The following is a 24126-nucleotide window of genomic DNA, read 5'->3' as shown; positions in this document are numbered from 1 at the left end:
AGCGGCACCTGATCCTTCAGGTGCCGCTTCTGTTAAGTTAATTCTCAAAACCTACTTCTTCTCCACCGCCGTGGCAATGCTCAACTCCTTGAGTTGGGCGCCGGAAATGGGCGAGGGCGAGTCAATCATGACGTCGCGGCCGGAGTTGTTTTTGGGGAAGGCAATGAAGTCCCGGATGGAGTCGGCGCCACCGAAGAGGCTGCAAAGCCGGTCGAAGCCGAAGGCAATGCCACCGTGGGGCGGGGCGCCGTACTCGAAGGCGTCGAGCAGGAAGCCGAACTGGGCCTTGGCTTCTTCATCCGAGAAGCCCAGCAAACTGAACATGCGGGCCTGCACGGCCCGGTCGTGAATGCGGATAGAGCCGCCGCCCACTTCCACGCCGTTGATGACCATATCGTAGGCATTGGCCCGCACCTCGCCGATGGTGTCGGGGTTGTCGAGCAGGGCCACGTCCTCGGGCTTAGGCGAAGTGAAGGGGTGGTGCATGGCGAAGTAGCGGCCTTCCTCCTCGATGTACTCCAGCAGCGGAAAGTCCACGACCCACAGCGGCGAAAACACGTCTTTGTCGCGCAGGCCCATGCGCTGGCCCATTTCTAGGCGCAGTTCGCTCAGAGCCTTGCGGGTTTTGTTGGGCTCCCCGGCCAAAATCAGCAGCAAGTCGCCGGGCTGGGCGTTGAAAGCGGCTTTCCACTTCTGCAGCTCGTCCTGGGAGTAGAACTTGTCCACCGACGACTTCACGTTGCCGTCTTGCTCCACGCGGGCGTACACCAGGCCGGTAGCACCCACCTGGGGCTTCTTCACAAACTCGGTCAGCTCGTCGAGCTGCTTGCGGGTGTACATGGCCGAGTTGTGCGCGTTGATGCCCACCACGAGGCCGGCCGCGTCGAACACCGGGAAGCCCTGGCCTTTCACCACGTCGTTGAGCTCCACAAACTTCATTTCGAAGCGGGTGTCGGGCTTGTCGTTGCCATAGTAGCGCATGGCATCGGCGTAGGTCATGCGGGGCAGCTCCCCGATTTCCAGGCCTTTCACTTCCTTGAACAGGTACTGCACCAGGCCCTCGAAGGTGTTCAGAATATCCTCCTGAGTCACAAACGACATTTCGCAGTCAATCTGGGTGAACTCCGGCTGACGGTCGGCGCGCAGGTCTTCGTCGCGGAAGCACTTCACGATCTGGAAGTACCGGTCGAAGCCCGACACCATCAGCAGCTGCTTAAACGTCTGGGGCGACTGGGGCAGGGCGTAGAACTCGCCGGGGTTCATGCGTGAGGGCACCACAAAGTCGCGGGCCCCTTCGGGCGTGCTTTTAATCAGCACGGGGGTTTCTACTTCAATAAACTGCTGGCCGTCGAGGAAGCGGCGGGTGGCTTGAGCCACGCGGTGGCGCAGCATCAGGTTGTTGCGCACGGTATTGCGACGCAAGTCGAGGTAGCGGTACTTCATCCGCAGGTCGTCGCCGCCGTCGGTTTCGTCCTCAATCAGGAAGGGCGGCAGCTTGGCCGGGTTGAGCACCTCCAGCTTCTCCACCCGAATTTCGATGCCGCCGGTTGGCATTTTGTCGTTTTTGGAGTGGCGCTCAGCCACGCGGCCCGTCACGCTAAGCACGTATTCGCGGCCCAGTTCCCGGGCCTGGGCCCGCACCTCTTCGGTTTCGACGCCTTCTTCCAGGGCCAGCTGGGTCAGGCCGTAGCGGTCGCGCAGGTCAATCCAGAGGATGCCGCCCTTGTCGCGGGTGCGCTGTACCCAGCCGGTCAGGGTTACGGTTTGGCCAATATGGTCGGGGCGAAGTTCGCCGCAAGTGTGCGTACGGAGCATAGTCGAAGGGTATTCTGGATTGAAAGAAGCGCGCGGGCCGGCGCAAAGATAGGATTCATGGGCGCGTGCGCCACATATACCCGGCAATGCCGCCGAATTTGCCAGCCGGACCCAGGCGGCACACGGTTCGGGTACACTTTTCGTTAGAATTCACGGCAGCTCTAATGGTCACAACAAGGCTAACCGTGCTACCTTCGTGGCGCAGGCCCCCGGGCTCACTACCATCCCATAAAATTGGCCCGGATTCTGCAATGCGCCTTCCCGACACTGCTACAGCGCTTTCTTCCCTCCATCTGCATATGAAACGTACCGTTCTTCTCGCCGCCGCTGCCCTATTTACGTTCTCTGCGGCCCAGGCCCAGACGAAAGTTAAAACCAAGTCGAAATCGGAAACCGGCGCCTCGGTTAAAACCAAGACCGAAGCCGATGCCGAGCCCGTAACCCTGAACGGCCCCATTAAGCGGGTAGAAACCCTGTCGGGCATCGACGTATTCCCGGCTTCGGGCGGGCAAACGATTATGCTCAGCTTCACCCAGCAGTTTACCAAGCCCGGCACGCTGGTCATGACCGACTACAAGAACAAGCCGATTTACACTACCGAGCTGGACCCGGCCAACAACACCGGCGCGCCGGTCGACCTGGGCCGCATTCCGGCCGGCACGTACATGATAGAAGCCAAGACGGGCAACTACGTGTACTGGAAGAAAGTCCGCATCAAGTATCCGTCGGCGCCAGTATCGACCAAAAAGCGTCGTTAATCCCCGCTAATGCCTTTTTTCGCCTCCGAAATCGTTCTGGTTCCGGAGGCGTTTTATTTGGCCCGGCGGCCGGAACGAGGCTGGGCTCTTTGCGCGTTTTACCCTGAAGTTTACGACCCTACTGTTCCCTTTGCGGCCAGTGGGCTACCTTGCTGCACTCTTATGAAAACATCCGCTTTCCTGGGGCGCCTGGCGGCCCTGCTGCTGGTCGTCGGGCTGCTCACGGCCTTTGCCGGCCCCAAACTCACCAAGACCTCCGTCGGTAAAAACATTACCATCGGGGTGCCCGACGGCTTCACAACTCTGCCCGATGATGGTATTGCGGCCAAATACCCCGCCGCGCGCCGGCCGCTGGCCGTGTTTACCAACCCCAGTGGCCGCGTGGATCTGAGCGTGGCCCAAAAGCCTACCACTTTCACCGACCGGGACTACGGCCTGCTGCTGAAAATCTACAAGTCCAGCATTCAGAATATGTACTCCAAGGTCGAGTTTCTGTCCGAGGACATTCGCACCGTCAATAAGCGCGACTTTATTGCCTTTGAGTTCGTCTCGTCGGTAGCCGACAACAAGCGCGGCAGCAACCTGGCTCCTATCCGGCGCTACCAGTTCGTGCAGTATGCCATTCAGGGCGACCAGCTGCTGGTCTTCACCTTCAACTGCCCCGCCGACGAGCAGCCCCAGTGGCGCCCCACGGCCCAGGCCCTAATGCAGACGATTACGGTGAAGAATTAATGTGCTAATGCTCCTGTGTCCTTGCGAGCGGAGCCGTGGCAATCCGTCCTCTGCAATGTACGGAGTGTCCCAAAGTGAAAAGCCCTTTCTCGTTGCGTACGGGAAAGGGCTTTGTGGTACAAGAACGTGCCTACCTTCGCAGAGCACGGATGGCTTCGTGCCTTGCAAGGACACATTCTCCCACATTCTCCACCTTAGCACCTGAGCACATCAAACCCATGTTTTCCGACGAGCACTACATGCGCGAGGCGCTGAAGCAGGCGCGCTACGCCCTGCAGGAAGAGGAAATTCCGATTGGGGCCGTGGTAGTAATGGATAAGCAGATCATTGCCCGGGCCTATAACCAGACCGAGAAGCTGCGCGACGTGACGGCCCACGCCGAAATGCTGGCCCTGACGGCGGCGGCCAATTACGTGGGCAACAAGTACCTGGCCGAGTGCACGCTTTACGTTACCGTGGAACCCTGCGTGATGTGCGCCGGGGCCAGTTTTTGGGCTCAGGTGAAGCGCGTGGTGTACGGGGCGCCCGAGGAAAAACGCGGTTTCCGGCGGCACGGCAACCTTCTGCACCCACGTACCGAGTTGGTAGCGGGCGTACTGGGCGAGGAAGCCGCCGGACTCATGCGGGAGTTTTTCGCACAACGCCGTAAATAATCTACTTTTGGCCGCGCCCGGTTACCGGACCATAACCATATCGGGGACATCGGAGTTACTCTCCTGACCTCTTCCACCATCCATCCATTCAACTCAACACCCTTTCTTATGGCTTTCGAACTGCCCCAACTGCCTTACGCCTACGACGCGCTGGAACCCCAAATCGACGCGCAGACGATGGAAATCCACCACACCAAGCACCACCAGGCTTACGTTACCAACCTCAACAACGCTATTGCCGGCACCGACCTGGAAGGGAAGTCGCTGGAAGAGCTGATGCACAACATTGCCTCGGCTCCGGCTGCGGTGCGCAACAACGGTGGTGGCCACTGGAACCACTCCCTGTTCTGGACCATCCTGGGCCCCAATGGCGGTGGTGAGCCTACCGGTGCCATCGGCGAAGCCATTACCACGGCTTTCGGTAGCTACGACAAGTTCAAGGAAGAATTCACCAAAGCCGCCACTACGCGCTTCGGCTCGGGCTGGGCGTGGCTGTGCAAGCAGGCTGACGGCTCGGTGCAGATCTGCTCGACGCCCAACCAGGACAACCCGCTGATGCCCGACACCGGCTGCAAAGGCACCCCGGTGCTGGGCCTCGACGTGTGGGAGCACGCCTACTACCTGAAGTACCAGAACCGTCGCCCCGACTACATTGCCGCCTTCTACAATGCCATCAATTGGGATGAGGTAAACCGCCGCTTCGCCGAAGCCAGCTAAGCTTTTCGGTTCCGACCCAACAAAAAAGCCCGCTCCAATTTCTGGGGCGGGCTTTTTTATACGACATACATTCCGGCTTTATACCGAATCCGGAGGCTTGAGGTAGCGCTGCAACGACTGCACGTAGGCCTCGAAGGCGGCCACACCCTGGGGCGTGATGGCGCAGCGCGTGAGCGGGTAGCTACCGCTAAATTCCTTGGTCATGGTCAGGTAGCCGGCATCCTTGAGCTTGCCGATCTGCACGCTCAGGTTGCCGGCAGTGGCCCCGGTTTTTTCCTTCAGAAAGGTGAATTCGGCCTCCCGCACGCTCAGCAAGAGCGACATCACCGCCAACCGGAGCTGGGAATGCAGCAGCGGGTCGAGGTCCTCAAACGGCGCGGCCACGACGGAAACGAGCTTTGAGCAGATGCCCGGGAATAATATAGGCCACCACGACGGCTGCGCAAAGCAGTAGCAACTGCGTCTGAAACGGTACCATAAAAGCTACCGTGGCTAAAAGCCAGCACGCGGCCCCACCGTACACCAGCGGCCGGAAACGCAGCACCCCACCCGATACAAATGTTCCCAAGCCATATAAGGCAATCAGCAGCGGATACGCTTTTTGCCAGCCCTGCACCATTCCAATACCCACGAACATGACGAGCAGCACGCACATCCCCGCCCAGAAAAAGCCCAAGAAGTCGCCGACGGGCGTATGCACTTTGCGGCGCTTTTCCTGCCGGTAATGATAAATCCCGACCACGACGCTGCCCAGCGGCATCGTCACCCAAGGCAACCAGGGCCGTTCGTACCCGGCCAGCAGCAGCACGTAGTTGCCTAGCGCGGCCGCCAGCACCAGCCAGCCCCAGAACAGAAAGTCGAACGAGTTGTCGCTCAAATCCTCTTTGGCAGCCTGAATCATTTGCTGAATCAGGTGCAGGCTTTCCGGTCCGGTCAGCGGTTTATCAGTGGTGTCCATGAAGGGGCAAGCAAAAAAGCAGAAGCAAAACTACAGAGAAGCGGGCTAGAGTAGCTCGAAAAATGGATTACAGCGAATTTCCTGGGGCTGATAGTAAGCCGGGCGAACGGGCCGGTGCTTCGGGGCAACCGGCAACACTGGCTGCGCCCTACGGTGTGCCGGCCGGCTTAGCGCCCGGCCCAGCACGAGGCCCAGGGTGAAAATCAGGACCAGGCTCCCGAGCAGCGCCGCTCCGCCGAAGCTTAGGAGCTCCCACGCCAGCGTGCTTGCCACAGCCAGCACAATTGCCGCCAGAGCAGGAAGAATAACACCAAGGCGAAAAGGCAGGCGGTTTTCCAACGAAAAGTCAGCAAGGAAAGAAGCGGGCAGCATGGCAGTAGGTGCTGGATGTATAACCAAGGACCTAACGGCGGGCAGCAGCGCGCAGCACGGCACCAGGCACGAGCAAAGCAGTGGCGGCAGCGGCCAGCAAGAGCAGCATCTGGTCGGTGGGCGCCTGGAAGCGCAACGCCAACGAGCCGAACACCCACGCCGCGGCCCCGCCAAAAATCAGGGTGCGCAGCTGCAGAATGCCGCCGGCCACGAACGTGCGGGTACCAATGGCGAACAGCATTAGCGGCAGCACCGTGGCCCAGCCCAGCTTGGGCACCAGGGCCGGCAGCACGGCCAGCACCACCCAGGTAGCCAGGCGCAGCAGGCGCACGGCCTCACCCTGCCCCGAGCGGGCGGGCAGCCGGTAGCCGCGGTAAAAGTGGAAGGCAAAAGCCGAGAGGCCGGCTCCGGCAATGGCCACCTGGAAAGGCAACCCCTGCAGGCTCGGAGCTACGGCCTGCACCAGGGCCGCCGAACCCAGGGCCGTGCCCCAGAGCAGGTAGTCAATAGCGTTGGTGGTCAGTTCCTGGGGCGTGATGGGCAAGGGCTGACCAGCGGCGGCAGAAGAAACAGGAGCGAAAGTAGTGGAGGTCGACATAGCGGTAACGGGTTGAGGTTGTGGAGGTGATTGTAATTATGTGCTTGAACGATGCAAACATAAACTAGTTTACAATATAAACTACATCACAACACAAACTTTTTTTCAGCCGCTATTTTATCCGGTCCTACTAGCTGACTTTCTGTTGAGCTTTTATCGGCTTCCGAGTCGGATACCATCCCTCACCACGCTGCCGGCTTCGGGCTGGCTCCGACCTCGCCTTGGTAGTAGGTGGTTTGCGTACGGTGGCGCACCGCGGCAGTAGCCTGAGGGCGCGCTTTCTACCAGCCTGACCAAACCCCGGGCTCAAATTTCCTGGGGCGGAAATCTTGTATATTTAGGAGCAAAAATTCCCTCCCTCCCTTTTTCAATTGAATTGCATGAGTACGAAGTTGCGTCTCACTATCCTGAGCTTCTTACAGTTTTTTATCTGGGGCTCGTGGCTGATAACCATTGGCGCGTACTGGTTTCAGACCAAGCAATGGTCGGGTGCACAGTTCGGCGCCATCTTTTCCACGATGGGCATTGCGTCCATCTTCATGCCCTCCCTGATGGGCATTGTGGCCGATAAGTGGGTGAATGCCGAGAAGCTCTACGGGGCCCTGCACATCCTGGGCGGCATCGTGCTGTTCACCGTCCCACTGGTCACCGACCCTGGCACCATGTTCTGGGTGATGCTGCTGAACATGATTTTCTACATGCCCACGCTGGCCCTGTCCATTGCCGTATCGTATTCGGTGCTGAAGCGTGAGGGCCTGGATGTAGTGAAGGACTACCCGCCCATCCGGGTCTGGGGTACTATCGGTTTCATCGTGGCCATGTGGACGGTGAGCTTGCTGGGCTTCGAAAAGTCGGCCAACCAGTTCTACGTGGCGGCCGGTGCCGCTATTCTGCTCGGAATCTACTCTTTCACGCTGCCTAAGTGCCCGCCTACGGCCAAAGATACCCCGAGCCGTTCCTTGGTCGACGTGCTAGGTTTGAAGTCGTTTGCCCTGCTGCGTGACACCAAGATGCTGACCTTCTTCCTGTTTGCCCTCCTCCTGGGGGCTGCCCTGCAGCTTACTAACGCCTACGGCGACACGTTCCTGCACGATTTCGACCAGAACCCGGCCTACCAGAACACGTTTGCGGTGAAGTATCCGGCCATCATCATGTCCATCTCGCAGGTTTCCGAGACGCTCTTCATCCTGGCTATTCCCTTCTTCCTGCGCCGCTTTGGTATCAAGCAGGTGATGCTGTTCAGCATGATTGCCTGGGTACTGCGCTTCGGCCTGCTAGCCTACGGCACGCCCGATAACCCCGGCATCTGGCTGATTGTGCTGTCCTGCATCGTGTACGGCATGGCCTTCGACTTCTTCAACATCTCCGGTTCCCTCTTCGTCGAAACGCAGACGGCCCCGTCTATCCGGGCCAGCGCCCAGGGCCTATTTATGATGATGACCAACGGCTTTGGCGCGGTGCTGGGTAGCCTGGTGAGCGGCGTGGTTATCGAGCGTTACTTCACTTACGCCGATCAGAGCAAGAACTGGCACGGCATCTGGCTAGCCTTCGCCGCCTACGCCTTGGTTATTGCGGCATTGTTTGTGGTGCTATTTAAGCACAAGCATGACCCGGAAGCGGTATCCAATACCGAACACGCTGAGCCTCTTCTGTCCGTCGAGCAGGCATAAGCTGCTTCGGCAAATGCCAAACTTGGAAAGCTCCTGGGCGCTGCGCTCAGGAGCTTTCTGCTTTATAAGCGGGCCTTTTACGCGGTAAAAGCTTCGCCGTGTGGAAACCAAAATCTGCACTGTTGGCCTGCTTCGTTTTTTCACTCCGATGGGCCCAGCAATGCCATTTTCCTTCTTACTTGCTTAAAATCAAACCGTTACTTCTCTGCGCACTGCTTTCAGACCATAACTTGGTTTAAAAAAAGTATGTGTTTGGTATAAAAAAAGCATATCAATAGCACACGAAAAAACCCGCCCTGCACGCAGCAAGGCGGGTTTTTGCTAAAAAATAATCTGCCGCTTAGAACTGCTCGTCGGCAGCGAAGTAAAAGTCGCCTTCGATCTGGGCATTCTCGTCGGAGTCCGAACCGTGCACGGCGTTGGCTTCGATGCTCTTGGCGTATTTCTTCCGGATGGTGCCTTCAGCAGCCTGGGTGGGGTTGGTAGCGCCAATCAGGGTGCGGAAGTCGGCTACGGCGTTGTCCTTCTCCAGGATGGCAGCCACGATGGGACCCGACGACATGTACTTTACCAGGTCGCCGTAGAAGGGGCGCTCCTTGTGCACGGCGTAGAATTCACCGGCGCGCTCGGCGGTCAGCTGTACTTTTTTCAGAGAAACGATGCGGAAGCCACCCTCTTCGATCATCTGCAGGATGCCACCAATGTGGTTGTCCTGCACCGCGTCGGGCTTAATCATCGTGAACGTGCGGTTAGTTGCCATTCGGGAGAAGTTTTATAAAGTTGAAAGTTAAAATCAGGCGTTTATCGGCCGGGGCAGATTGTGGCCGCAAAAGTAGCCGAATCTGGTCAGTTCAATACAATACTCCGCAAATAACGACCTCGCCAATCCGCCCGGTCCACTTTTCTTGCGCCCAGTTCGCACCCCGAATTAGCGGTTTGCGCAGCCTATTTGGCCTTTCTGAAGCTCCTCTACCGGGGCGCCCTACGGATTAGCAGCCTGTAGGTTACCTTTGTGCGAACCCAAAGCCCGGCAAGCATTGTTAGGTCATCGGCGATTATCTGCGGAATATTTCCGACTTTTGCCGCCTTGCTTCCGGCCTAAACCACCGAATTTCAGCCACCTATCAGTAGGCAATGTCCACTATCAGCGAACTGAAGGAGCTGCTCGCGCAGCCCCGGCAGATTTTCATCACCACGCACCACAAACCCGACGCCGACGCTCTTGGCTCCTCGTTGGGCTTGGCGGGCTACCTCCGCAAAAAGGGCCACCAGGTCACCGTCGTCACGCCTTCCGACTACCCCAGCTTCCTGTCGTGGATGCCCGGCAACGACGAAGTAGTGGTGTACGATGCCCGGCAGAACGACGCGCAGGTCCGCGAGATTATCGGCACGGCCGAAGTCCTGTTCTGCCTCGACTTCAGCTGCCTCGGCCGCATCAACGAGATGGGCGAGTACATCCGCACAGCGCCCGGCACCAAGGTCCTCATCGACCACCACCTGGAGCCCGAGCAGTTTGCCGACCTCGACTTCTCGAACCCCAAAGCCGCCGCGACGGCCGAGCTGGTGTTTGAAGTAATCCGGGACCTGGGCGACCAGGACATGATTGACGTCGGTATCGGCGAGAGCCTGTACGCCGGCATCATGACCGACACGGGCTCATTTCGCCATCCCAGCACCTCGCGCAACGTGCACCTCATCATTGCCGAGCTGCTCAACGCCGGCATCGACCTCTCGTCGGTGCACCGCCGCATCTACGACTCGCACTCCGAAATGCGCCTGCGCTTTCTGGGCTTCGTGCTCAAGGACAAGCTCACGGTGCTGCGCGAATACAACACAGCCTACATTGCCATTACCCAGGACGAGCTGCGCCAGTACCAGTCCAAAACCGGTGACACCGAGGGCCTCGTGAACTTCGCACTTAGCATTGAGGGCGTCGTGTTTGCCGCCGTGCTCATCGACCGGGGTCAGGCCGTGAAGATTTCCTTCCGCTCGGTGGGCGACTTCTCCGTCAATGAGTTTGCGCGCAAGAATTTCAACGGCGGCGGCCACCACAACGCGGCCGGCGGCATCAGCCACGATCCCCTGGAACCCACGGTACAGCGCTTTCTGGAGCTGCTGCCCCAGTACCAGACCCAGCTCGTGACGGCGCCTTTGGCAGTTGCGCCCCCTTCGGTGTAACTTGCCTCAAAATATACTTTTTCCAACCCTTCCTTTTTCATGTCTTTTCAACGCAATTTTCTGAGCCTGGCCCTCGCTGCCGGCGTTCTGGGCCTGGCCTCCTGTAACAAGGGCGGCGGTGATTTCACCAAGACCAAGTCTGGCATCGAGTATAAGATCTTCAAAAGTGAAGGCGGCAAGTACAGCGACAAATCGGTAGGTGCCGAGGGCGACGCCACGTACAAAGACCGGCTGGGCAAGATTCTGGCGCTGAACGTGGAATACCGCACGGCCAAGGACTCGGTATTGTTCAACTCCCGTAAGCAGAATCAGGGCATTCCGATGCGCATCAAGCTGCAGGAAGTAACCACCAAGGGTGGCATCGAAGAAGCCCTGGCTTTATTGCAGCCCGGTGACTCGGCCGTGTTCCGCTTCAATGTGGACACCATCTTCGCCAAGTCATTTAAGCAGCCCGTGCCCCCGTTCATGAAGAAGGCTGGCAACACGATGAGCATGTACGTGAAGGCTGATAAGCTGCAGACCGAAGACGAGGCCAAAGCAGCTCAGCAGACGGAGATGGAAGAGCAGCAGAAGAAGATGATGGCCTACGCTGAGCAGCAGCTCAAGAAGGACGACGTGATTCTGCAGGAATACATCAAGAAAAACAACCTGACCGCGCAGAAAGACCCCTCGGGCGTGTACTACGTGGTAACCAAGGCCGGCACCGGTGCTAAGCCCACGCCGGGCCAAACCGTTTCGGTACTGTACAAAGGCAGCCTGCTCGACGGCAAAGTATTTGACTCGTCAGAGAAGATGGGCAACAAGCCAATCGAGTTTCCCTTGGGCGTAGGCCAGGTAATTCCGGGCTGGGATAAGGGCATTGGCCTGCTCAATAAGGGCACCAAGGCAACCCTGCTGATTCCCTCGTCGCTGGCCTACGGGCAGCGCGGCGCTGGTGCCGACATTCCGGCCGACGCTCCCCTGCGCTTCGACGTTGAACTCGTGGACATCAAATAAGGAACGTCCCTCATACCCGAGCCGCCGTGCTTGCGCCCTGGGGCCGGGCGCGGCGGCTTTTTTGATTACTGGGCTTATGCTATACCGTTTTTCCTTCCGTTCGCTGACCCGCCCCGTGCTACTGGGACTGGTGAGCACCCTGAGCTTGGTGTCGGCCTGTAAAAAGGAAGACGAAAAAGACTACACGCAGATTGATGAGGAAATCATCAAGCAGTACGTGGCCGATAACAAGCTGACGGATGCGCAGCGCCAGAGCTCCGGCCTGTATTTTGTGCCCACAAATAAAACGACCGGCGTGCAACCCAAAGCGGCCCAAACAGTCTCCGTGTTATACACGGGCACGCGGCTGGATGGCACCGTTTTCGATGCTTCCTCCAAACACGGCGGTGCGCCCTTCAGCTTTGTGCTGGGGGCCCGGCAGGTGATTACGGGGTGGGACGAGGGTATTGCCTTGATGACCAAAGGCAGCAAGGCAATCCTGTTGATTCCGTCGCGGCTGGCGTACGGTGCGCGCGGCGCCGGCAGCTCAATTCCGCCGAACACTGTGCTGCGCTTCGACGTGGAGCTCGTGGATGTGAAGTAATACCATGTCCGGGCCCGCCCTTTAAAAGCATACCCAGCATTTTTTAGTACCAGAGAACAAGCACAACGAGATGAAAAAGATGTTTCCCCGCTCGATAGTCACGCGCCTGGCGTTGTGGCTGCTGGCCGCTCCCCTGCTCCTGGCTTCCTGCAACAAGGATACCGACGCCATCAAGGCAGCCAAGGCTCACGAAGAGGAATACCGGAAGATAGACGATGCCTTGATTCAGGCGTATTTTACTCGTCACAACATCAGCAGCAGCAACTATCAGCGCACCGAGTCGGGGCTGTATCTGGTGAAGCTGGAGGATGGGGCGGGTGAGCTGATTAAGGCCGGCAACAAGGTACAGGTGAAGTACATCGGCAGCTACCTCCGGGAAGAAAACGAAAACGTCGTATTCGACAAGTCGTACGGCAACCGCACCCTGTGCGAGTGTACCGAAGTAACGGTGGGTCAGGGCCAGGTTATCCGGGGCTGGGAAGAAGCGCTGAAGCTGATGAAACCCGGCGACAAAAAGCAGGTGTTTATCCCCTCCTATCTGGCCTACGGGCCCTACCCCGGCAACAGCATCCCGCCGGATGAGCCGCTGCAGTTCTACATGGAAATCAAGCAGGTGCAGTAAGCCAACCGGCTCATGCGCAGTATCTGGCTTTTTTTCGCTGCCTTCGCAGTGCTGCTTGGGCTGAGTTCGGGCCGGGCCGCCCAGGCGCAAACCACCGCCCCACGCCCAACGGTACTGGCCGACACTATACTCAGCCAACGAACTGCCAGCGGGGTGCGCTACACGGTGCGCCAGCGCGGCACCGGCGCCCAGGCCCAGGCGGGTGACCGAATGCTGGTGCACTACACCGGCTTTTTACCCGACGGTCACATTTTCGACTCGTCGGTAAGCCAGGGCCGGCCACTGCGGCTGCGCGTGGGCAAGGGCGAGGTAATTCCGGGCTGGGACGAAATTCTGCTGCTGCTGCCCGCCGGCAGTCGGGCCCGGGTCTGGATTCCGGCTGCGCTGGCCTATGGCGCCCAGGGCGTACGCAACCCGGACGACGATTCGCAGTTTACCATACCGCCCAATACCAACTTGGTGTTTGAGCTGGAAGTCGTGAAAGTCCACTGAAACCTACTGTCATCAAACAACAACGCCCACCGGAGAACGGTGGGCGTTGTTGTTTGATGACAGTAGGTAAGACGTAGTGCCCGGTAGGCAGACTACTCGGCCAGCACTTCCGAGAGAATATCCAGGGAGCGAATGTCGCCCAGCTTCTCGATGTGAAGCTGGTAGTAGCGGATAACCACATCGAGCAGTTCGCGCCGGATGCGGCCATTGGGAATGGTTGAGTGCTCGGGAGTTTGAAGCAGTTCGTTGAAATACTGATCGAACTCGCGGAAGCGCAGGGCGGCAGGGCTGGAACCAGCTGCCGTAGCGGGGGCCGCCGACGCAAACGCCACCTGGCTGGTAATCTCCTCCCCCGACTCGGCTCCGAACCCCAGGTAGCTGGCCAGTTCCAGCAGAAAAACCAGGGCAAAGTTTTCGTATCCGTCCCGCTGCTGGTCGAAGCGCACGATGGAGTCGTGCAAGAAGTGGAACAGCGGCTCGTTTTCCTCTTCCTCCAGCAGCGTGCGGCTCACTACTTCCGACAGAAAGAGTACCACGCTGCTTTTGTGCACGTCGTAGGGCAGCGTGCTAAAAGGCAGGGCACAGCGGTATTCGGAAAGGCGGGTGATGCCACCCTGCCGCGAAGTATAAGCCACCAAGTCCAGCAGGGTAAAAGGCTGAAACAGGGCAATACGGCCCGGCGGCTTAGCCTTACGCACGCCGTTGATGATATAGGTCTGCAAGCCCAGCCGCTCGGTGTAGATGCGGGCAATAATGGACGTTTCGCGGTACTTGATGTAGTTCAGGACAATGCCCCGGGTCTTGATCAGCATGAACAAAAAGGCTGGTAACAGCGCAGAGCCAGCGTATCTGGCCGGCGCAGAAATACAACACCACCGGGCAACAGATAACTCCCGGGCCAGTCTCGGGCCGGCTTTATTTCTGCACTACGGCAATTTTGCTGATGCAGCCGTTTTTGCCGTCGGCATCGGACGACAGCAGCAGATACACGCCCGACTGCACCTTGCGGCCGTTGTAGTCGGCCAGGTTCCAGATGACGGTGCCGCCATTGGCCTTGGTCTGGTACACGAGCTTACCCGTCACGTCGGTTATTTTGACCAAGCCGTTGTTGGCCAGCCCGCTGATGCCAACCTGCCCAGTAAAGTCGGTGCGCACCGGGTTCGGCGAAACTTTGGCGCAGTCGGGCTTGCCCTCGGTCACGGAAGCCGAGCCGCGGTACGATACCAGCCCGGCAGTGGTACTGACGAATACTTCCCCGGTTTTGTCGTTTACTTCCACGTCCACGATGTCGTTGGAAGGCAGCGGGCTGTTTTCGGTGGTGAAATGCTGCAGCCCCTCATCGGCATCTTCGCTGAAGAGCCACAGGCCCCGGTCGGTACCAAACCACTTGCGGTTGGCCCCGTCTACGGCCACACATTTTACTACTTCGCCGAGCAGCGCCCGGAAGCCGCTGCTGATGCCGCGCCGGATGACGGGCTGCTGAAAACTCCCGGCATTGGTGGGCAAAAACACCGTGCTGGGGTCGGTAAAGAGAGCAATACCCTTCGCCGTAGCCACCCAGATATTGCCTTTGCGGTCCTTGGCTATATCATAGACAGCATTGTCGGGCAACTCGCTGTTGCTGGTATTAAAATACCGGCTATTCTGCTCCACTGGGTCGTAGGCAATCAGCCCAATACCATCCTTGCGCGATTGTGAAACCCAGATATAATCGTTGTCATCCACAACGATACGGTCCAGCACTTCGAATCCCGGGAGGTAGGGCATGGTCTTCCACGTGTTCGTGGCGGGCAGGTACTGGTGCAAGCCCGATACTCGGGGCAACTCAGAATGCCGGTTTACAACCCACACGTTTTCTTTGGAATCCTTGGCCAGATCCGTAATGCGAACATAGTCGAGACTACCGGGAATGGCGCTTCTTAGCGGGGAACCCGGGGAACCTTCAGTAAACTGCTCGTATTCCCAGGGCCCTTTCCATTTCAGTAAGCCGTAGGCGTAGGAAGCAATGTAAAGTGTACCATCCTTGGTGCGCACTCCGCGGGTGATATCCTTGAACTTTGGGAACGTTGGCGTTGGGGTGAAGCCCTGGTTGGTAAAATTGGTCCAGTGGCCATCTTTATACTCAAAGAATCCCCCGAGCCATTCCTCCTGCACGTAGGCGCTGGTGTAGCCGCCGCTGAATACATCCACGGTATTGGAGCGGGCGTCGGCCAGCACGCTGAACGAGCGGGAGGAAGCCGGGGCATTGGTCGTGAATTTCTCCACCTGCTTGTTGGCCGAGAGCTTCACTAGGCCATTCTCGTAATCGGCCACGTAGAAATCCCCGGTTGGACTTTGCAGCACGGCTTGCGGCGACGGGCTCTGCTCGGTCGTGAGCAGGCGCTCGGTATTGCCCGGCGATTTGATGAGCGTCACCTTCCCGTCGCCGACGGCCAACAGACCAGCCGTCGAAGCGGTAAGCTGCTGGTAGCGGCCGCCCACGTAAAGGCTGTAGTCGGGCTGCCAGGGCGCGCTGCTGCTGCAGTTGTAGCAAAGCAGGTTGCCGGCATCTACACCGGCGTATACGAATTTACCAACTGTGGCCAGGGTATGATACCGGGCCGTAGCGGCGCTGGCCGAGGGCAAATCAATGGTCCAGCGCCGGTAGTCGAGCAGGTTGTCGGTCAACTGTCCGCGCATCAGTCCCGAGGAAGTAGCCGCAAACAGCGTGTTATCAAGCACTGTAGTGGCATACACATTCACTTGGGCACCATTGGGCCCAATGTTGTTGTAGGTATCCCGGATTTCGCGCTTGGCCATATCCACCACGACCAGGCCGAAACCGGCGCTCAGGTAGGCCCGCCCCCTGCTGAAGCTGATGTGGGCAATGGTTTTGTCCCCGACAATGGTTTTGCGCTGAATATCACTGACGTTGAGGATGTCGCCGTCGGCCGTGATAAAATCCAGGTTGCCGTTGCGGTACACCACCAGCACCTGCTTGGTCACTGGGTCGTAGCCCAGCGTGCTGACGCCCACATCGTGCAGCCCGTCGCGACTGGAAAGCAGCTGAGTGGTATTAAGTTCTTTATCGTAGAAGAAAAAAGCATCCTCCGTAGCCACGTAAACCCGGTTGCCGGCTTCGGCCAGGGCCTTGGCCCGGTTATTTGGCAGATACAGCTGCCAATCGCCGTAGCCGGCCGTGTTTTGCGCTACGGCCCCACTGATAGCCAGCAGGAACAAGAAGAAGGTACCGGACCACCGGCGGGCGCGTAACAGATAATTCATTGGCAAAGACAAAAAGTCTACAAGAATAGAGTTAGGCGCATAACGCCAAGCTGAGCGGATTAGTGCTTGGCCGCCGACGCGGGCTCGGTGGTTTTTTCCTTCATGCCTTCCAGGAAGCAGGCCCGGCAACGGGCCTCGTACGAATCGGTTTCCCCGAGCAGAATCTTGTCGTCGGAGGCGGCAATGCGGAAGGAATAGGTGGCCAGCTCGCCGCAGCACACGCACACGGCGTGGACTTTGGTGACAAACTCGGCAATGGCCATCAGCGTGGGCATAGGACCGAAGGGCTTACCCATAAAATCCATGTCGAGGCCGGCCACGATGACGCGGGTGCCGCGGTTGGCCAGCTGGGTGCAGACCTCCACCAGGGACTCGTCGAAGAACTGGGCTTCGTCGACGCCCACCACGTCGCAGGCACCGGCCAGGAGCAGCATTTCCTGGGCAATCGGGACGGGGGTGGAGCGGATGCTGTTCGAATTGTGCGACACCACGTCGTTTTCGTGGTAGCGGGTATCGAGGGCAGGCTTGAAGATCTCGACGCGCTGGCGGGCAATCTTGGCCCGGTTCAGGCGGCGGATGAGCTCTTCGGTTTTGCCCGAAAACATGGAGCCGCAAACGACTTCAATCCAGCCCCGGCGGGGCGTATCGCGGCTCGTGCCGACGCGGGGTTCTATAAACACGGTGCTATCTGTTGTCGGTGGTCGAAACCCGGCGGGCAGGCTCCAGTTGGAACCTCTAAAGTACGCGTTTCAGGGCGGAGCCTCAAATGATCGGCAGCGGGCTTTTTATCACTGCGTAGAGTATCAGCGGCTTATAACTCAACAGTCTTGTGCAAGCCAGGCGCCGGGGTGAGCGGGCTTCTTGGCCACTGAACCGAAAGTCCCGAACCGACTGGCTGCCGGGCCGTACCTTGTCAGCAGTATCCCGCTTCCACCGCCTTATGGATACTCCTCCCTCTCATGTTTAGCCCCAGTGACTCTGCCGAAATAGAAATCAATGCCCTGCGGAAAGAAATTCAGCAGCTGCGCCAGCACCAGGCCGCGGCCCAGGAACTCACGCAGCAACGGGAGCAGCACGCACAAAGCCAGAAGCGCTTCCGCACGGTGTTCGAGAACTCGCCCCTAGGCCAGAAAATAATTGCGCCCGACCTGACCATCCGGCAGGCCAATGCCACCCTGGTCGGTATGCTGGGCGTAGACAGTACCGATGCGCTGGTAGGCCGGCACATCCTGGATTTTGCGCATCCGTACCACCGCTACGACTGGCAGCTGCTGCAAGAGCGCCTCTGGGACCACAAGACGCCGAGCTTCTCACTCGAAACCTGCCTGGTGCGCCCCGACGGTTCCTCGTTCTGGTGTCGGGTCACCTCCATTCTGTTTGAAGATGAAGCCGGCCTGATGGGGTATACCACCCTAGAAAATATCTCGGAGCGGAAGGCGGCCGAGGCAACCCTCAAGCGCCTTTACGACGCGCAGGAAACCATTATGCACCTGGTTGCGCACGATCTGAAAAACCCGCTGACCAACATTCAGATGCTGGTGGAGGTGCTGCAGCGCGACGAAACCCTGCTAAGCAGCTGCCCGGCCAGCACGCAGAAAGAAACCAAGGCCTTTCTGAGCATGATTGAGCAGGCCTGCACCGACGCCAATGCCTTGCTCAAAGACGTGCTCTACCTAGGTGAGCTGGACGCCAAACGCCTGGAGAAGCAGCCCGTCAACATGAACGACTACCTGGACGCCCGCCTGCTGGTGTTCCGGGTAGTGGCCCAGCAGCAGGGCATTGAGCTAGTACTGGAGCTGCCTTCCGAAATAATAGAAGCCCATATTCACCCCGGCCGGTTTAGCCGCGTACTAGACAACCTACTAACCAACGCCCTGAAATTTACGCCCCGGGGAGGCCTCATTCACGTCAGGCTGCAGGAACAGCAGGGCCAGGTCCATATCCAGGTGCAGGATACCGGCCAGGGCATACCGGCCGAGCTGCAGGGACAGGTCTTCGATAAGTTCAGCACGGCCGCGCGGGAGGGCCTTTACGGCACTGCCACCACCGGGCTAGGCCTTTTCATCACCAAGCAGATTGTGTTACTGCACGGGGGCAAGATCTGGCTGGAAAGCACTGAGCACGAAGGAACTACTTTCTTTATCGAGCTTCCCTGACCCAGCAACCTTACTCGGAGTAGTGCTGGTGGGGCAGCTTCGTGGCCTCGGGCACGCGCCCGGTTACGCTGCCGGCAGGCAGACGGGTTTGGCACGTAAGGCGCTCGTGAGGCAGCAGGCGGCCGGCCGTGCGGTAGCGCAGCTCCGCGTCGGTGGGCGGGCTAAGCAGTTCCAGGCCTTCGGTGACTTCCAGTCGGCAGGTGGTGCAGCGGCCTTTGGCCCCGCAGGCGTGCATCCAGTCGTGGCCGGCGGCGTGCAGAGCGACGAGTAGCGTAGCGCCGGTGGGCACCGAAACTACGGCGCCAGACAGGTTTTGCACGGTTAGAGTGGGCATCTTTGCGTAAATTGCCCGTTGAACCAGGCTTTCGATGAACGACAAATATAGCTCCGCAAAACGCGAACAATACGGTCAGCGGCTGGCCGCTCAGCTCTGTGACCAGCACTTCGGCCCCGCCCCCACCGCCACCCTCGACGGACCGGCCGTGCTGCGGTTTACGCCCATTCGGCAGGTAAACCTGTTTGTGGTGCAACAGTTGCTGGCCCAGTGGACCGGGGAAATGGCCCGCCTGCGCAGTCCTTACTTCGACTTCGAAGCACCCGACGTGCGCCAGGCTCTGACCCAGTTTATGAACACCCTGTCGCGCCGCATCAAGCTAGGCCGGGCTGCTTTCGAACCCCTGCTGGCCCGGGCCATCAGCGACACGCTCGGCGTGGCCACTGACCCGCAGCAGGCTTTTGAGCAGAAGCTCTGGGGCCAGCAGCCCACGGCCACGGCCGAGCAGCTGCGCGACTCGCTACGCTATTTGGATATCGATAAAGCCTTCTTTCAGGGGTTTATTGATACGCTGACACCGGGCACTGCATTGGAGCGGGACTCGGTGTTGGGCCGTTTCCGGCTCTACCAGGAAGCCAACTACAAGGACCACGCGCCCCTGGAAAAAGTGGTGGAAGAGTTCAGCCAGCTGCTGCCACTGTCGGTAGCCGACTTGCAGGAAACAGCAGCTTCTGCAGCGGCTCCGGTATCCGAACCGGCTCCCGCTCCGATGGTAGTAGCCCCGGCTCCGCCGGCAACCCTGGAAGCGCCGGCTCCTGTGGCTGCCAGCGTTCCGGAATCCACCCCGCCCCCAACTTTTGTAGCTCCTGCGCCGGCCCCTGCCCCGGTTACAACGCCTGCTGCCGAGCCCGAACCTATTCGCCGCTCACTGGCCGAAACGGCCGTGCCGGCCGGGGTGCCCTTGTACGAAAAGCTCAGGGCCGAGCGCCCGGCCACGGCACCGCTCAGCGAGACGCTGCGGGCGGAACGGCCCAGCACAACGCTGGCCGAGAAGTCGGCCCCCAAGGTGGAATCGTTGCGGGAGGCTATTTCCATCAACCAGCGCTTCAGCTTCATCAACGAGCTGTTTAACGGGGAAAACATGGAATACCACACCGCCATTCAGCACCTCGACACGCTACCAAATGCCGAAGTGGCCAAGCGCTACGTGACGGAGGATTTGGCCCACAAATACGGCTGGGTCCGCAAGGAAGAGCACATCAATAAGCTGCTCAAGCTGCTGGACCGCAAGTTTGCCTAACCCCAGAGGCGGCGTGCTTTTCCAGAAAGTACCGGGGCTGGCGTCGAGGGGGCTGCACTGGCGGCAGCTGCTGCTGGTGTACGTGCTGGCCGTGGGCCTGCTGGCCGGCAGCGCCTACACGATGTACGTGCACTACGACTTTTCCCACTCCCTCGACACGCGCAGCTACTTGAGCATGGCCCGGGGCGAGTTTCGGGGCGTCAGCATCACGCGGCGCTACCGGGTGCCGGTGCCGGCCGTAGCGGGGGCCGTAGCCTGGCCCGTGGAGCAGGTCTACGCCCGGATCTGGCCCCAGCGGGCCGCCACCGACTGGCCCCTGCGGCTGGCCTTTTACCTGGTCAATACCCTGGTGCTGGCCGGAGCGGGTCTGCTTATTTTCCGCAGCTGTGTGCTCTACGGTGCCTCACCGCCGGCTGCTCTGCTGGCGCTGGTGGCGGTCCTGACTAGCCGCTGGGCCGTGTACACGGCTGGCCTGCCGCTGGTAGATAGTCTGTATCTGCTGGTGTTTGCCCTGGCTTTTTACGCCGCCCGCAGCGGCTCAGCAGCGGCGCTGGTGGCCTGTATTCTGCTCGGGCCGCACGCCAAGGAGTCCTTCATTTTTCTGGCGCCGTGGCTGCTCTGGTTTGCCCGCCCGGCGCTGTCCTGGCCCCGGCAGCTAGGCTGGCTGGCCTTGTCGGGAGCCTTGGCCTACGCGGTGCGGCACTGGATTGACACCCAGGTAGGGGCCCCGCCCCAGGAAAGCCTCAACAACGCCCTGGACCATCTGCACAACATTACCTATTCGCTGCGCCGGCTGCTGTCGGTGAAAGGAGCCGGGGAAATATTCAGCATCTTCGGCTTCTTCTGGCTGGTGCTGCTGGCCGGCTGGCGCTTTTCCAGCCAGCTGTGGCTCCGGCCGCTAGGCCTTGGCGGCCTAGCCCTGTTGGGCGTCATCTTGGTACACATGCTCCTATCGGGTGACCTGGGCCGCATGGGTTACCTGGCTTCCCCGGTATTTGCCGTGGTTTTCGCCCTGCTGCTTACCCATCATCCGGCTTTGCAGTGGCTGGGCGGCACGGCGGCCGAAACGGAACCACCCAAGCCAGTTGCCTAGCGGATTTCAGTTAGGTAATATGGCCCGAACGACGTGGCAAAGGAATCTACCCGCTGGGTTTGGAAGCCGCGCAGCAATTTTGCGTTTTGGTTGCCGTACACCAGTTGGGCCCGGTCCAGGAGCTGGGGGCCGTGCAAACCGGTGGTGTAGAGCCGGTGGCCGGCCCGACGCTGCTCCCGCAGCCACTGCCGCAGCCGCTGCGGCGACTGGCCCGGACGCTGCACCAACAGCGTGGGCGTCGGCAGCACGTTGGGCGGGGCCACGGCCTGCCCCGTCTGGTAGTGAAGCTGGTTGAGCACCAAGTTGTGATTATCCAGCAAAAACCGGCTTTGGGGCTCCTGCCGAATCCGGCGGAGCAGGGTGTCGTTGTTGGCAAAGCGCAGCTGATGAGCTGGCGCTAAGCCAAAGGCCAGGTTCCAAAGCAGTAACGCCAGTCCGGTTACCAGCACTGCCCGCTGCGGCACCCAGGCCAAGCCCGGCAACAGACCAAGCACTATTGCCAGCAGCGCCGGGAGCATGACCATAAACTCGGCATTGCCTTCGGCCGATACGGCAAACAAGAACTGCACACCCAGAATCAGCCCGTGCGTGCGAATAACCCGGTTTATCAGCTCAGCTGGCTCCGCCGAATACCCAGCCGGACTCCGCTGCCGGAAACTGCGCCATAGCAGCCCAGCCGCGTAGGCCAACAAGGCCAGAAACCCTGCTCCCACCAGCCACAGTGCCGGATACTGCCGCAGCAAGGCCAGCGTGGAGCCGTGCAGCTGCATAAAGGTGCGCACCAGATTAATGACCGAGAGCAGCAGGCCGTGGCCCGAAATGCTGCCGCCGGCCGTGCCCGCGTAGTAATCATGGAACACGAAGCGCCAGAGGGCCGGCAGCGTCAGGGGCTGGTGCCAGGTGGGCAGCGCGGCCAGGTACGCCGCCGGTACCAGCAGGGCTGGCAGGCTGTAAAGTACCCCACTGCGCACTTTGTGGTGGGCGTACCACACCGTACCCAGCAGCAAACTCAGCCACCAGAAAAAATGAATCTGGTGAAACAGGCAGGCTACGGCGGCCCAGAAGCCGGCCCAAAACAGGTTCGTCGGCCGTTGCCCGCACAGCTGGTAGCGTACCCAGGCCAGGCTACCCAACAACGAGAGCAGCAGGGGCTGAATGTAGGTTTCATTTTCGGTGGCAAAGCGCAGCACGCCAAAGCTGCCCCCGACCAGCAACAGCCAGGCACCCACCGGCTTGACCGGCGCTACCACCCGCAGTAGTTGCCGCAGCACCAGCAGACTGCCTGCCGCTGCCAGGGCATTCAGAGCCTTGAGTGCCGCCAGCGTATCAGGCTGCAACCCTAATATTTGCAGCGCCTTCACCCACAGCCAGCCGGCCGGATTATACAGCAGGTGGTGGGCCAGAAATAGTTCGTGGCCGTGCCGCACGCAGGCCGCGTAGTACCAAGCGTCCAGGGTAGAATTCCGGGTCGGCAGCAGCAGGTACACCAGCGTCAGCAGGCCAATAACGATGAAATCGGAATGTTGCGTTATGAATTTTCTCCAGGTCGACGGCGCCAATTCATACTGCATAATTCGACGTTTTGAATTCCCGGATTACCGCACCAAGTCCTGCTTGCGGTAGGCATCAATGGCCAGCAGGATGAATAGCAGCACGGTGAACGACCACAGCGAGGAGCCACCGTAGCTGAAGAACGGCAGCGGAATGCCCACCACCGGCGCCAGCCCGATAGTCATACCGATATTGACAGCAAAGTGGAAGAACAGGATGCTGGCCACACAGTAGCCGTAGGTGCGCCCAAACACCGATTTCTGCCGCTCGGCCACGTACAGCACCCGGCCCAGAAGCGCCATAAACAGCACGATAACCACCGTGGTACCCAGCCAGCCCCCTTCCTCACCGATGGTGCAGAAAATGAAGTCGGTGCTTTGGGCTGGCACGAAGTCGAACTTGGTTTGGGTGCCCTGCAAAAACCCTTTGCCCACCAGCCCGCCCGAGCCAATAGCAATCTTGGACTGGGTCACGTTCCAGCCTACGCCCAGCGGGTCGGCCGAGGGGTTGATGAGCACCTCGATGCGCTTACGCTGGTGGTCCTGCAGCACGTTGTTGAAGAAGAAATCCACGCCGAAGACCATGCCAATAACTACCGCCCACACCGACAAGGACAACGGCAGATGGTGACGCAGCACTTTGGGGTTGGCAGCAAAAACCAGAGCCAGAATGACGGTAAATGCCCCGACTAGCCACAGCTTGGGCACCAGCAGCGCCAGAATCAGAATGATGGCACCAGCAGCCAGAATCACCAGAATCAGCGGCGACATCCCCTCGCGGAAGTAGGCCAGCAAAAAGGCGGCAAACACCAGGGCCTGCCCGGTTTCATTGGCGGCCAGAATGAGCACCGGCGGCAGCAGCGTGAGCCCGGCCAGCACGGCCTGGTCACGGAAATTCTGCTGGCGCAGATTGATGCTGGCCATGTAGCGCGACACGGCCAGCGCGGTTATAAACTTGGCAAACTCGGCCGGCTGCAGCCGCATGGGCCCCAACTCGAGCCAGGAGCGCGACCCGCCAATGGGCCGGGCAATAAACGGCGTGATGATGAGCAGCGCTATCATGATGCCGTAAAGCACGAAGGCAAACGTATCGTAGGCCTTGTAGTCGATAACGACGAGCACCACGATGAGCACCACGGCGGTACCAATCCACAGGATTTGCTTGAACCAGTCGAAGGCCATGAGCTGCTGGAAGCTCAGGTTGCCAAATAGGCTGCCGTTGGTGGGAACATCGGGCGAGTAGCTGGCCGCATACACCGTGAGCCAGCCCAGGCCCACCATCAGGGTGTAGATGCCGACGGTAACCCAGTCGAGACTGCGACTATAGCGTGCGGGTAAGGCCATA

The 24126-nt window shown here is 59.6% G+C and carries 25 protein-coding genes; 13 read left to right on the top strand and 12 right to left on the bottom strand.

The features are described 5' to 3' along the window. Window positions 1-51 precede the first annotated feature (51 nt). Window positions 52-1815, bottom strand: coding sequence for an aspartate--tRNA ligase (gene aspS / locus MUN80_RS08085; protein WP_244722070.1), 1764 nt, complete (start codon window positions 1813-1815; stop codon window positions 52-54). A 299-nt stretch (window positions 1816-2114) separates the two neighbouring features. Between aspS and MUN80_RS08080 the strand changes: the two genes are divergently transcribed. From MUN80_RS08080 to MUN80_RS08065, 4 genes are all read left to right on the top strand, one after another. After that, entirely contained in the window at window positions 2115-2573 is a 459-nt protein-coding gene (locus MUN80_RS08080) for a T9SS type A sorting domain-containing protein (protein ID WP_244722067.1), read from the top strand. A gap of 162 nt (window positions 2574-2735) precedes the next feature. Beyond that, window positions 2736-3305 (top strand): DUF1795 domain-containing protein, encoded by a 570-nt coding sequence (locus MUN80_RS08075; RefSeq protein ID WP_244722064.1) that lies wholly within the window; start codon window positions 2736-2738, stop codon window positions 3303-3305. A gap of 218 nt (window positions 3306-3523) precedes the next feature. After that, on the top strand, window positions 3524-3958 hold the full coding sequence (locus MUN80_RS08070; RefSeq protein ID WP_244722062.1) for a nucleoside deaminase: 435 nt from the start codon (window positions 3524-3526) through the stop codon (window positions 3956-3958). A 108-nt stretch (window positions 3959-4066) separates the two neighbouring features. Further along, window positions 4067-4675, top strand: coding sequence for a superoxide dismutase (locus tag MUN80_RS08065; protein ID WP_244722060.1), 609 nt, complete (start codon window positions 4067-4069; stop codon window positions 4673-4675). A 78-nt stretch (window positions 4676-4753) separates the two neighbouring features. Here the strand turns inward: MUN80_RS08065 and MUN80_RS08060 are convergent, their stop codons facing one another. From MUN80_RS08060 to MUN80_RS08045, 4 genes are read right to left on the bottom strand one after another with little or no spacing between them, the layout of a single operon-like run. Beyond that, window positions 4754-5059, bottom strand: coding sequence for a winged helix-turn-helix domain-containing protein (locus MUN80_RS08060; RefSeq protein ID WP_244722058.1), 306 nt, complete (start codon window positions 5057-5059; stop codon window positions 4754-4756). Beyond that, window positions 5043-5633, bottom strand: coding sequence for a hypothetical protein (locus tag MUN80_RS08055; protein ID WP_244722056.1), 591 nt, complete (start codon window positions 5631-5633; stop codon window positions 5043-5045). The genes MUN80_RS08060 and MUN80_RS08055 overlap by 17 nt, the downstream gene beginning before the upstream one ends. A 45-nt stretch (window positions 5634-5678) precedes the next feature. Then, window positions 5679-6005 carry a hypothetical protein gene (locus tag MUN80_RS08050; RefSeq protein ID WP_244722054.1) on the bottom strand — a complete coding sequence of 109 codons (327 nt, stop codon included), beginning with the start codon at window positions 6003-6005 and terminating at the stop codon, window positions 5679-5681. A gap of 31 nt (window positions 6006-6036) precedes the next feature. After that, window positions 6037-6603 (bottom strand): hypothetical protein, encoded by a 567-nt coding sequence (locus MUN80_RS08045; protein WP_244722045.1) that lies wholly within the window; start codon window positions 6601-6603, stop codon window positions 6037-6039. A 380-nt stretch (window positions 6604-6983) separates the two neighbouring features. Between MUN80_RS08045 and MUN80_RS08040 the strand changes: the two genes are divergently transcribed. Continuing rightward, window positions 6984-8273 (top strand): nucleoside permease, encoded by a 1290-nt coding sequence (locus MUN80_RS08040; protein WP_244722043.1) that lies wholly within the window; start codon window positions 6984-6986, stop codon window positions 8271-8273. A gap of 340 nt (window positions 8274-8613) precedes the next feature. Here the strand turns inward: MUN80_RS08040 and MUN80_RS08035 are convergent, their stop codons facing one another. Beyond that, a complete protein-coding gene (locus MUN80_RS08035) occupies window positions 8614-9033 on the bottom strand; it encodes a nucleoside-diphosphate kinase (protein ID WP_244722040.1) in 420 nt (139 codons plus the stop codon). A gap of 374 nt (window positions 9034-9407) precedes the next feature. Between MUN80_RS08035 and MUN80_RS08030 the strand changes: the two genes are divergently transcribed. The 5 genes from MUN80_RS08030 (at window position 9408) to MUN80_RS08010 (ending at window position 13144) form a co-directional block, all read left to right on the top strand. After that, complete coding sequence (locus MUN80_RS08030; RefSeq protein WP_244722038.1) at window positions 9408-10451, top strand: DHH family phosphoesterase; 1044 nt, start codon at window positions 9408-9410, stop codon at window positions 10449-10451. Window positions 10452-10490: 39 nt separating this feature from the next. Beyond that, window positions 10491-11447 (top strand): FKBP-type peptidyl-prolyl cis-trans isomerase, encoded by a 957-nt coding sequence (locus MUN80_RS08025; RefSeq protein ID WP_244722036.1) that lies wholly within the window; start codon window positions 10491-10493, stop codon window positions 11445-11447. Between the two features lie 76 nt (window positions 11448-11523). Next, entirely contained in the window at window positions 11524-12030 is a 507-nt protein-coding gene (locus tag MUN80_RS08020; protein ID WP_244722033.1) for an FKBP-type peptidyl-prolyl cis-trans isomerase, read from the top strand. 70 nt (window positions 12031-12100) lie between these two features. Next, a complete protein-coding gene (locus tag MUN80_RS08015) occupies window positions 12101-12652 on the top strand; it encodes an FKBP-type peptidyl-prolyl cis-trans isomerase (RefSeq protein WP_244722031.1) in 552 nt (183 codons plus the stop codon). A 12-nt stretch (window positions 12653-12664) separates the two neighbouring features. Then, window positions 12665-13144 (top strand): FKBP-type peptidyl-prolyl cis-trans isomerase, encoded by a 480-nt coding sequence (locus MUN80_RS08010; RefSeq protein WP_244722029.1) that lies wholly within the window; start codon window positions 12665-12667, stop codon window positions 13142-13144. 92 nt (window positions 13145-13236) lie between these two features. Here MUN80_RS08010 and recO read toward each other — a convergent pair whose 3' ends face one another. From recO to MUN80_RS07995, 3 genes are all read right to left on the bottom strand, one after another. After that, window positions 13237-13956 carry a DNA repair protein RecO gene (gene recO / locus MUN80_RS08005; RefSeq protein ID WP_244722026.1) on the bottom strand — a complete coding sequence of 240 codons (720 nt, stop codon included), beginning with the start codon at window positions 13954-13956 and terminating at the stop codon, window positions 13237-13239. Window positions 13957-14059: 103 nt separating this feature from the next. Further along, on the bottom strand, window positions 14060-16408 hold the full coding sequence (gene porZ, locus MUN80_RS08000) for a type IX secretion system anionic LPS delivery protein PorZ (RefSeq protein WP_244722023.1): 2349 nt from the start codon (window positions 16406-16408) through the stop codon (window positions 14060-14062). A gap of 59 nt (window positions 16409-16467) precedes the next feature. Then, entirely contained in the window at window positions 16468-17088 is a 621-nt protein-coding gene (locus tag MUN80_RS07995; protein ID WP_244722020.1) for a thymidine kinase, read from the bottom strand. A gap of 279 nt (window positions 17089-17367) precedes the next feature. Between MUN80_RS07995 and MUN80_RS07990 the strand changes: the two genes are divergently transcribed. Then, complete coding sequence (locus MUN80_RS07990) at window positions 17368-18564, top strand: PAS domain-containing sensor histidine kinase (protein ID WP_244722017.1); 1197 nt, start codon at window positions 17368-17370, stop codon at window positions 18562-18564. 10 nt (window positions 18565-18574) lie between these two features. Here the strand turns inward: MUN80_RS07990 and MUN80_RS07985 are convergent, their stop codons facing one another. Continuing rightward, a complete protein-coding gene (locus MUN80_RS07985; RefSeq protein ID WP_244722011.1) occupies window positions 18575-18898 on the bottom strand; it encodes a 2Fe-2S iron-sulfur cluster-binding protein in 324 nt (107 codons plus the stop codon). A 34-nt stretch (window positions 18899-18932) separates the two neighbouring features. On the opposite strand from MUN80_RS07985, the gene MUN80_RS07980 reads away from it, so the two are divergent. After that, entirely contained in the window at window positions 18933-20138 is a 1206-nt protein-coding gene (locus tag MUN80_RS07980; RefSeq protein ID WP_244722006.1) for a DUF8457 domain-containing protein, read from the top strand. After that, complete coding sequence (locus MUN80_RS07975; protein ID WP_244722003.1) at window positions 20131-21231, top strand: hypothetical protein; 1101 nt, start codon at window positions 20131-20133, stop codon at window positions 21229-21231. The genes MUN80_RS07980 and MUN80_RS07975 overlap by 8 nt, the downstream gene beginning before the upstream one ends. Here MUN80_RS07975 and MUN80_RS07970 read toward each other — a convergent pair. Continuing rightward, entirely contained in the window at window positions 21228-22802 is a 1575-nt protein-coding gene (locus MUN80_RS07970; RefSeq protein WP_244722001.1) for a hypothetical protein, read from the bottom strand. The genes MUN80_RS07975 and MUN80_RS07970 overlap by 4 nt on opposite strands. Before the next feature lie 24 nt (window positions 22803-22826). After that, window positions 22827-24125, bottom strand: coding sequence for a rod shape-determining protein RodA (rodA, locus tag MUN80_RS07965; protein ID WP_244721998.1), 1299 nt, complete (start codon window positions 24123-24125; stop codon window positions 22827-22829). Window position 24126 lies beyond the last annotated feature (1 nt).

Origin of the sequence: Hymenobacter cellulosivorans, from assembly GCF_022919135.1 — a bacterium.
GTDB lineage: Bacteria > Bacteroidota > Bacteroidia > Cytophagales > Hymenobacteraceae > Hymenobacter > Hymenobacter cellulosivorans.
Note: the sequence above shows the minus strand (reverse complement) of the source record. Positions and strands in the feature narration are given on the sequence as shown.

Coding starts and splice junctions, on each gene's coding strand:
- MUN80_RS08020 (WP_244722033.1), top strand. CDS start 11,524: ATGCTATACCGTTTTTCCTTCCGTTCGCTGACCCGCCCCGTGCTACTG.
- MUN80_RS08080 (WP_244722067.1), top strand. CDS start 2,115: ATGAAACGTACCGTTCTTCTCGCCGCCGCTGCCCTATTTACGTTCTCT.
- MUN80_RS08035 (WP_244722040.1), bottom strand. CDS start 9,033: ATGGCAACTAACCGCACGTTCACGATGATTAAGCCCGACGCGGTGCAG.
- MUN80_RS08040 (WP_244722043.1), top strand. CDS start 6,984: ATGAGTACGAAGTTGCGTCTCACTATCCTGAGCTTCTTACAGTTTTTT.
- MUN80_RS08050 (WP_244722054.1), bottom strand. CDS start 6,005: ATGCTGCCCGCTTCTTTCCTTGCTGACTTTTCGTTGGAAAACCGCCTG.
- MUN80_RS08015 (WP_244722031.1), top strand. CDS start 12,101: ATGAAAAAGATGTTTCCCCGCTCGATAGTCACGCGCCTGGCGTTGTGG.
- aspS (WP_244722070.1), bottom strand. CDS start 1,815: ATGCTCCGTACGCACACTTGCGGCGAACTTCGCCCCGACCATATTGGC.
- MUN80_RS08010 (WP_244722029.1), top strand. CDS start 12,665: ATGCGCAGTATCTGGCTTTTTTTCGCTGCCTTCGCAGTGCTGCTTGGG.
- rodA (WP_244721998.1), bottom strand. CDS start 24,125: ATGGCCTTACCCGCACGCTATAGTCGCAGTCTCGACTGGGTTACCGTC.
- MUN80_RS07980 (WP_244722006.1), top strand. CDS start 18,933: ATGAACGACAAATATAGCTCCGCAAAACGCGAACAATACGGTCAGCGG.
- porZ (WP_244722023.1), bottom strand. CDS start 16,408: ATGAATTATCTGTTACGCGCCCGCCGGTGGTCCGGTACCTTCTTCTTG.
- MUN80_RS08070 (WP_244722062.1), top strand. CDS start 3,524: ATGTTTTCCGACGAGCACTACATGCGCGAGGCGCTGAAGCAGGCGCGC.
- MUN80_RS08065 (WP_244722060.1), top strand. CDS start 4,067: ATGGCTTTCGAACTGCCCCAACTGCCTTACGCCTACGACGCGCTGGAA.
- MUN80_RS08045 (WP_244722045.1), bottom strand. CDS start 6,603: ATGTCGACCTCCACTACTTTCGCTCCTGTTTCTTCTGCCGCCGCTGGT.
- MUN80_RS07970 (WP_244722001.1), bottom strand. CDS start 22,802: ATGCAGTATGAATTGGCGCCGTCGACCTGGAGAAAATTCATAACGCAA.
- MUN80_RS08030 (WP_244722038.1), top strand. CDS start 9,408: ATGTCCACTATCAGCGAACTGAAGGAGCTGCTCGCGCAGCCCCGGCAG.
- MUN80_RS07985 (WP_244722011.1), bottom strand. CDS start 18,898: ATGCCCACTCTAACCGTGCAAAACCTGTCTGGCGCCGTAGTTTCGGTG.
- MUN80_RS08055 (WP_244722056.1), bottom strand. CDS start 5,633: ATGGACACCACTGATAAACCGCTGACCGGACCGGAAAGCCTGCACCTG.
- MUN80_RS07990 (WP_244722017.1), top strand. CDS start 17,368: ATGTTTAGCCCCAGTGACTCTGCCGAAATAGAAATCAATGCCCTGCGG.
- MUN80_RS08025 (WP_244722036.1), top strand. CDS start 10,491: ATGTCTTTTCAACGCAATTTTCTGAGCCTGGCCCTCGCTGCCGGCGTT.
- MUN80_RS08075 (WP_244722064.1), top strand. CDS start 2,736: ATGAAAACATCCGCTTTCCTGGGGCGCCTGGCGGCCCTGCTGCTGGTC.
- recO (WP_244722026.1), bottom strand. CDS start 13,956: ATGCTGATCAAGACCCGGGGCATTGTCCTGAACTACATCAAGTACCGC.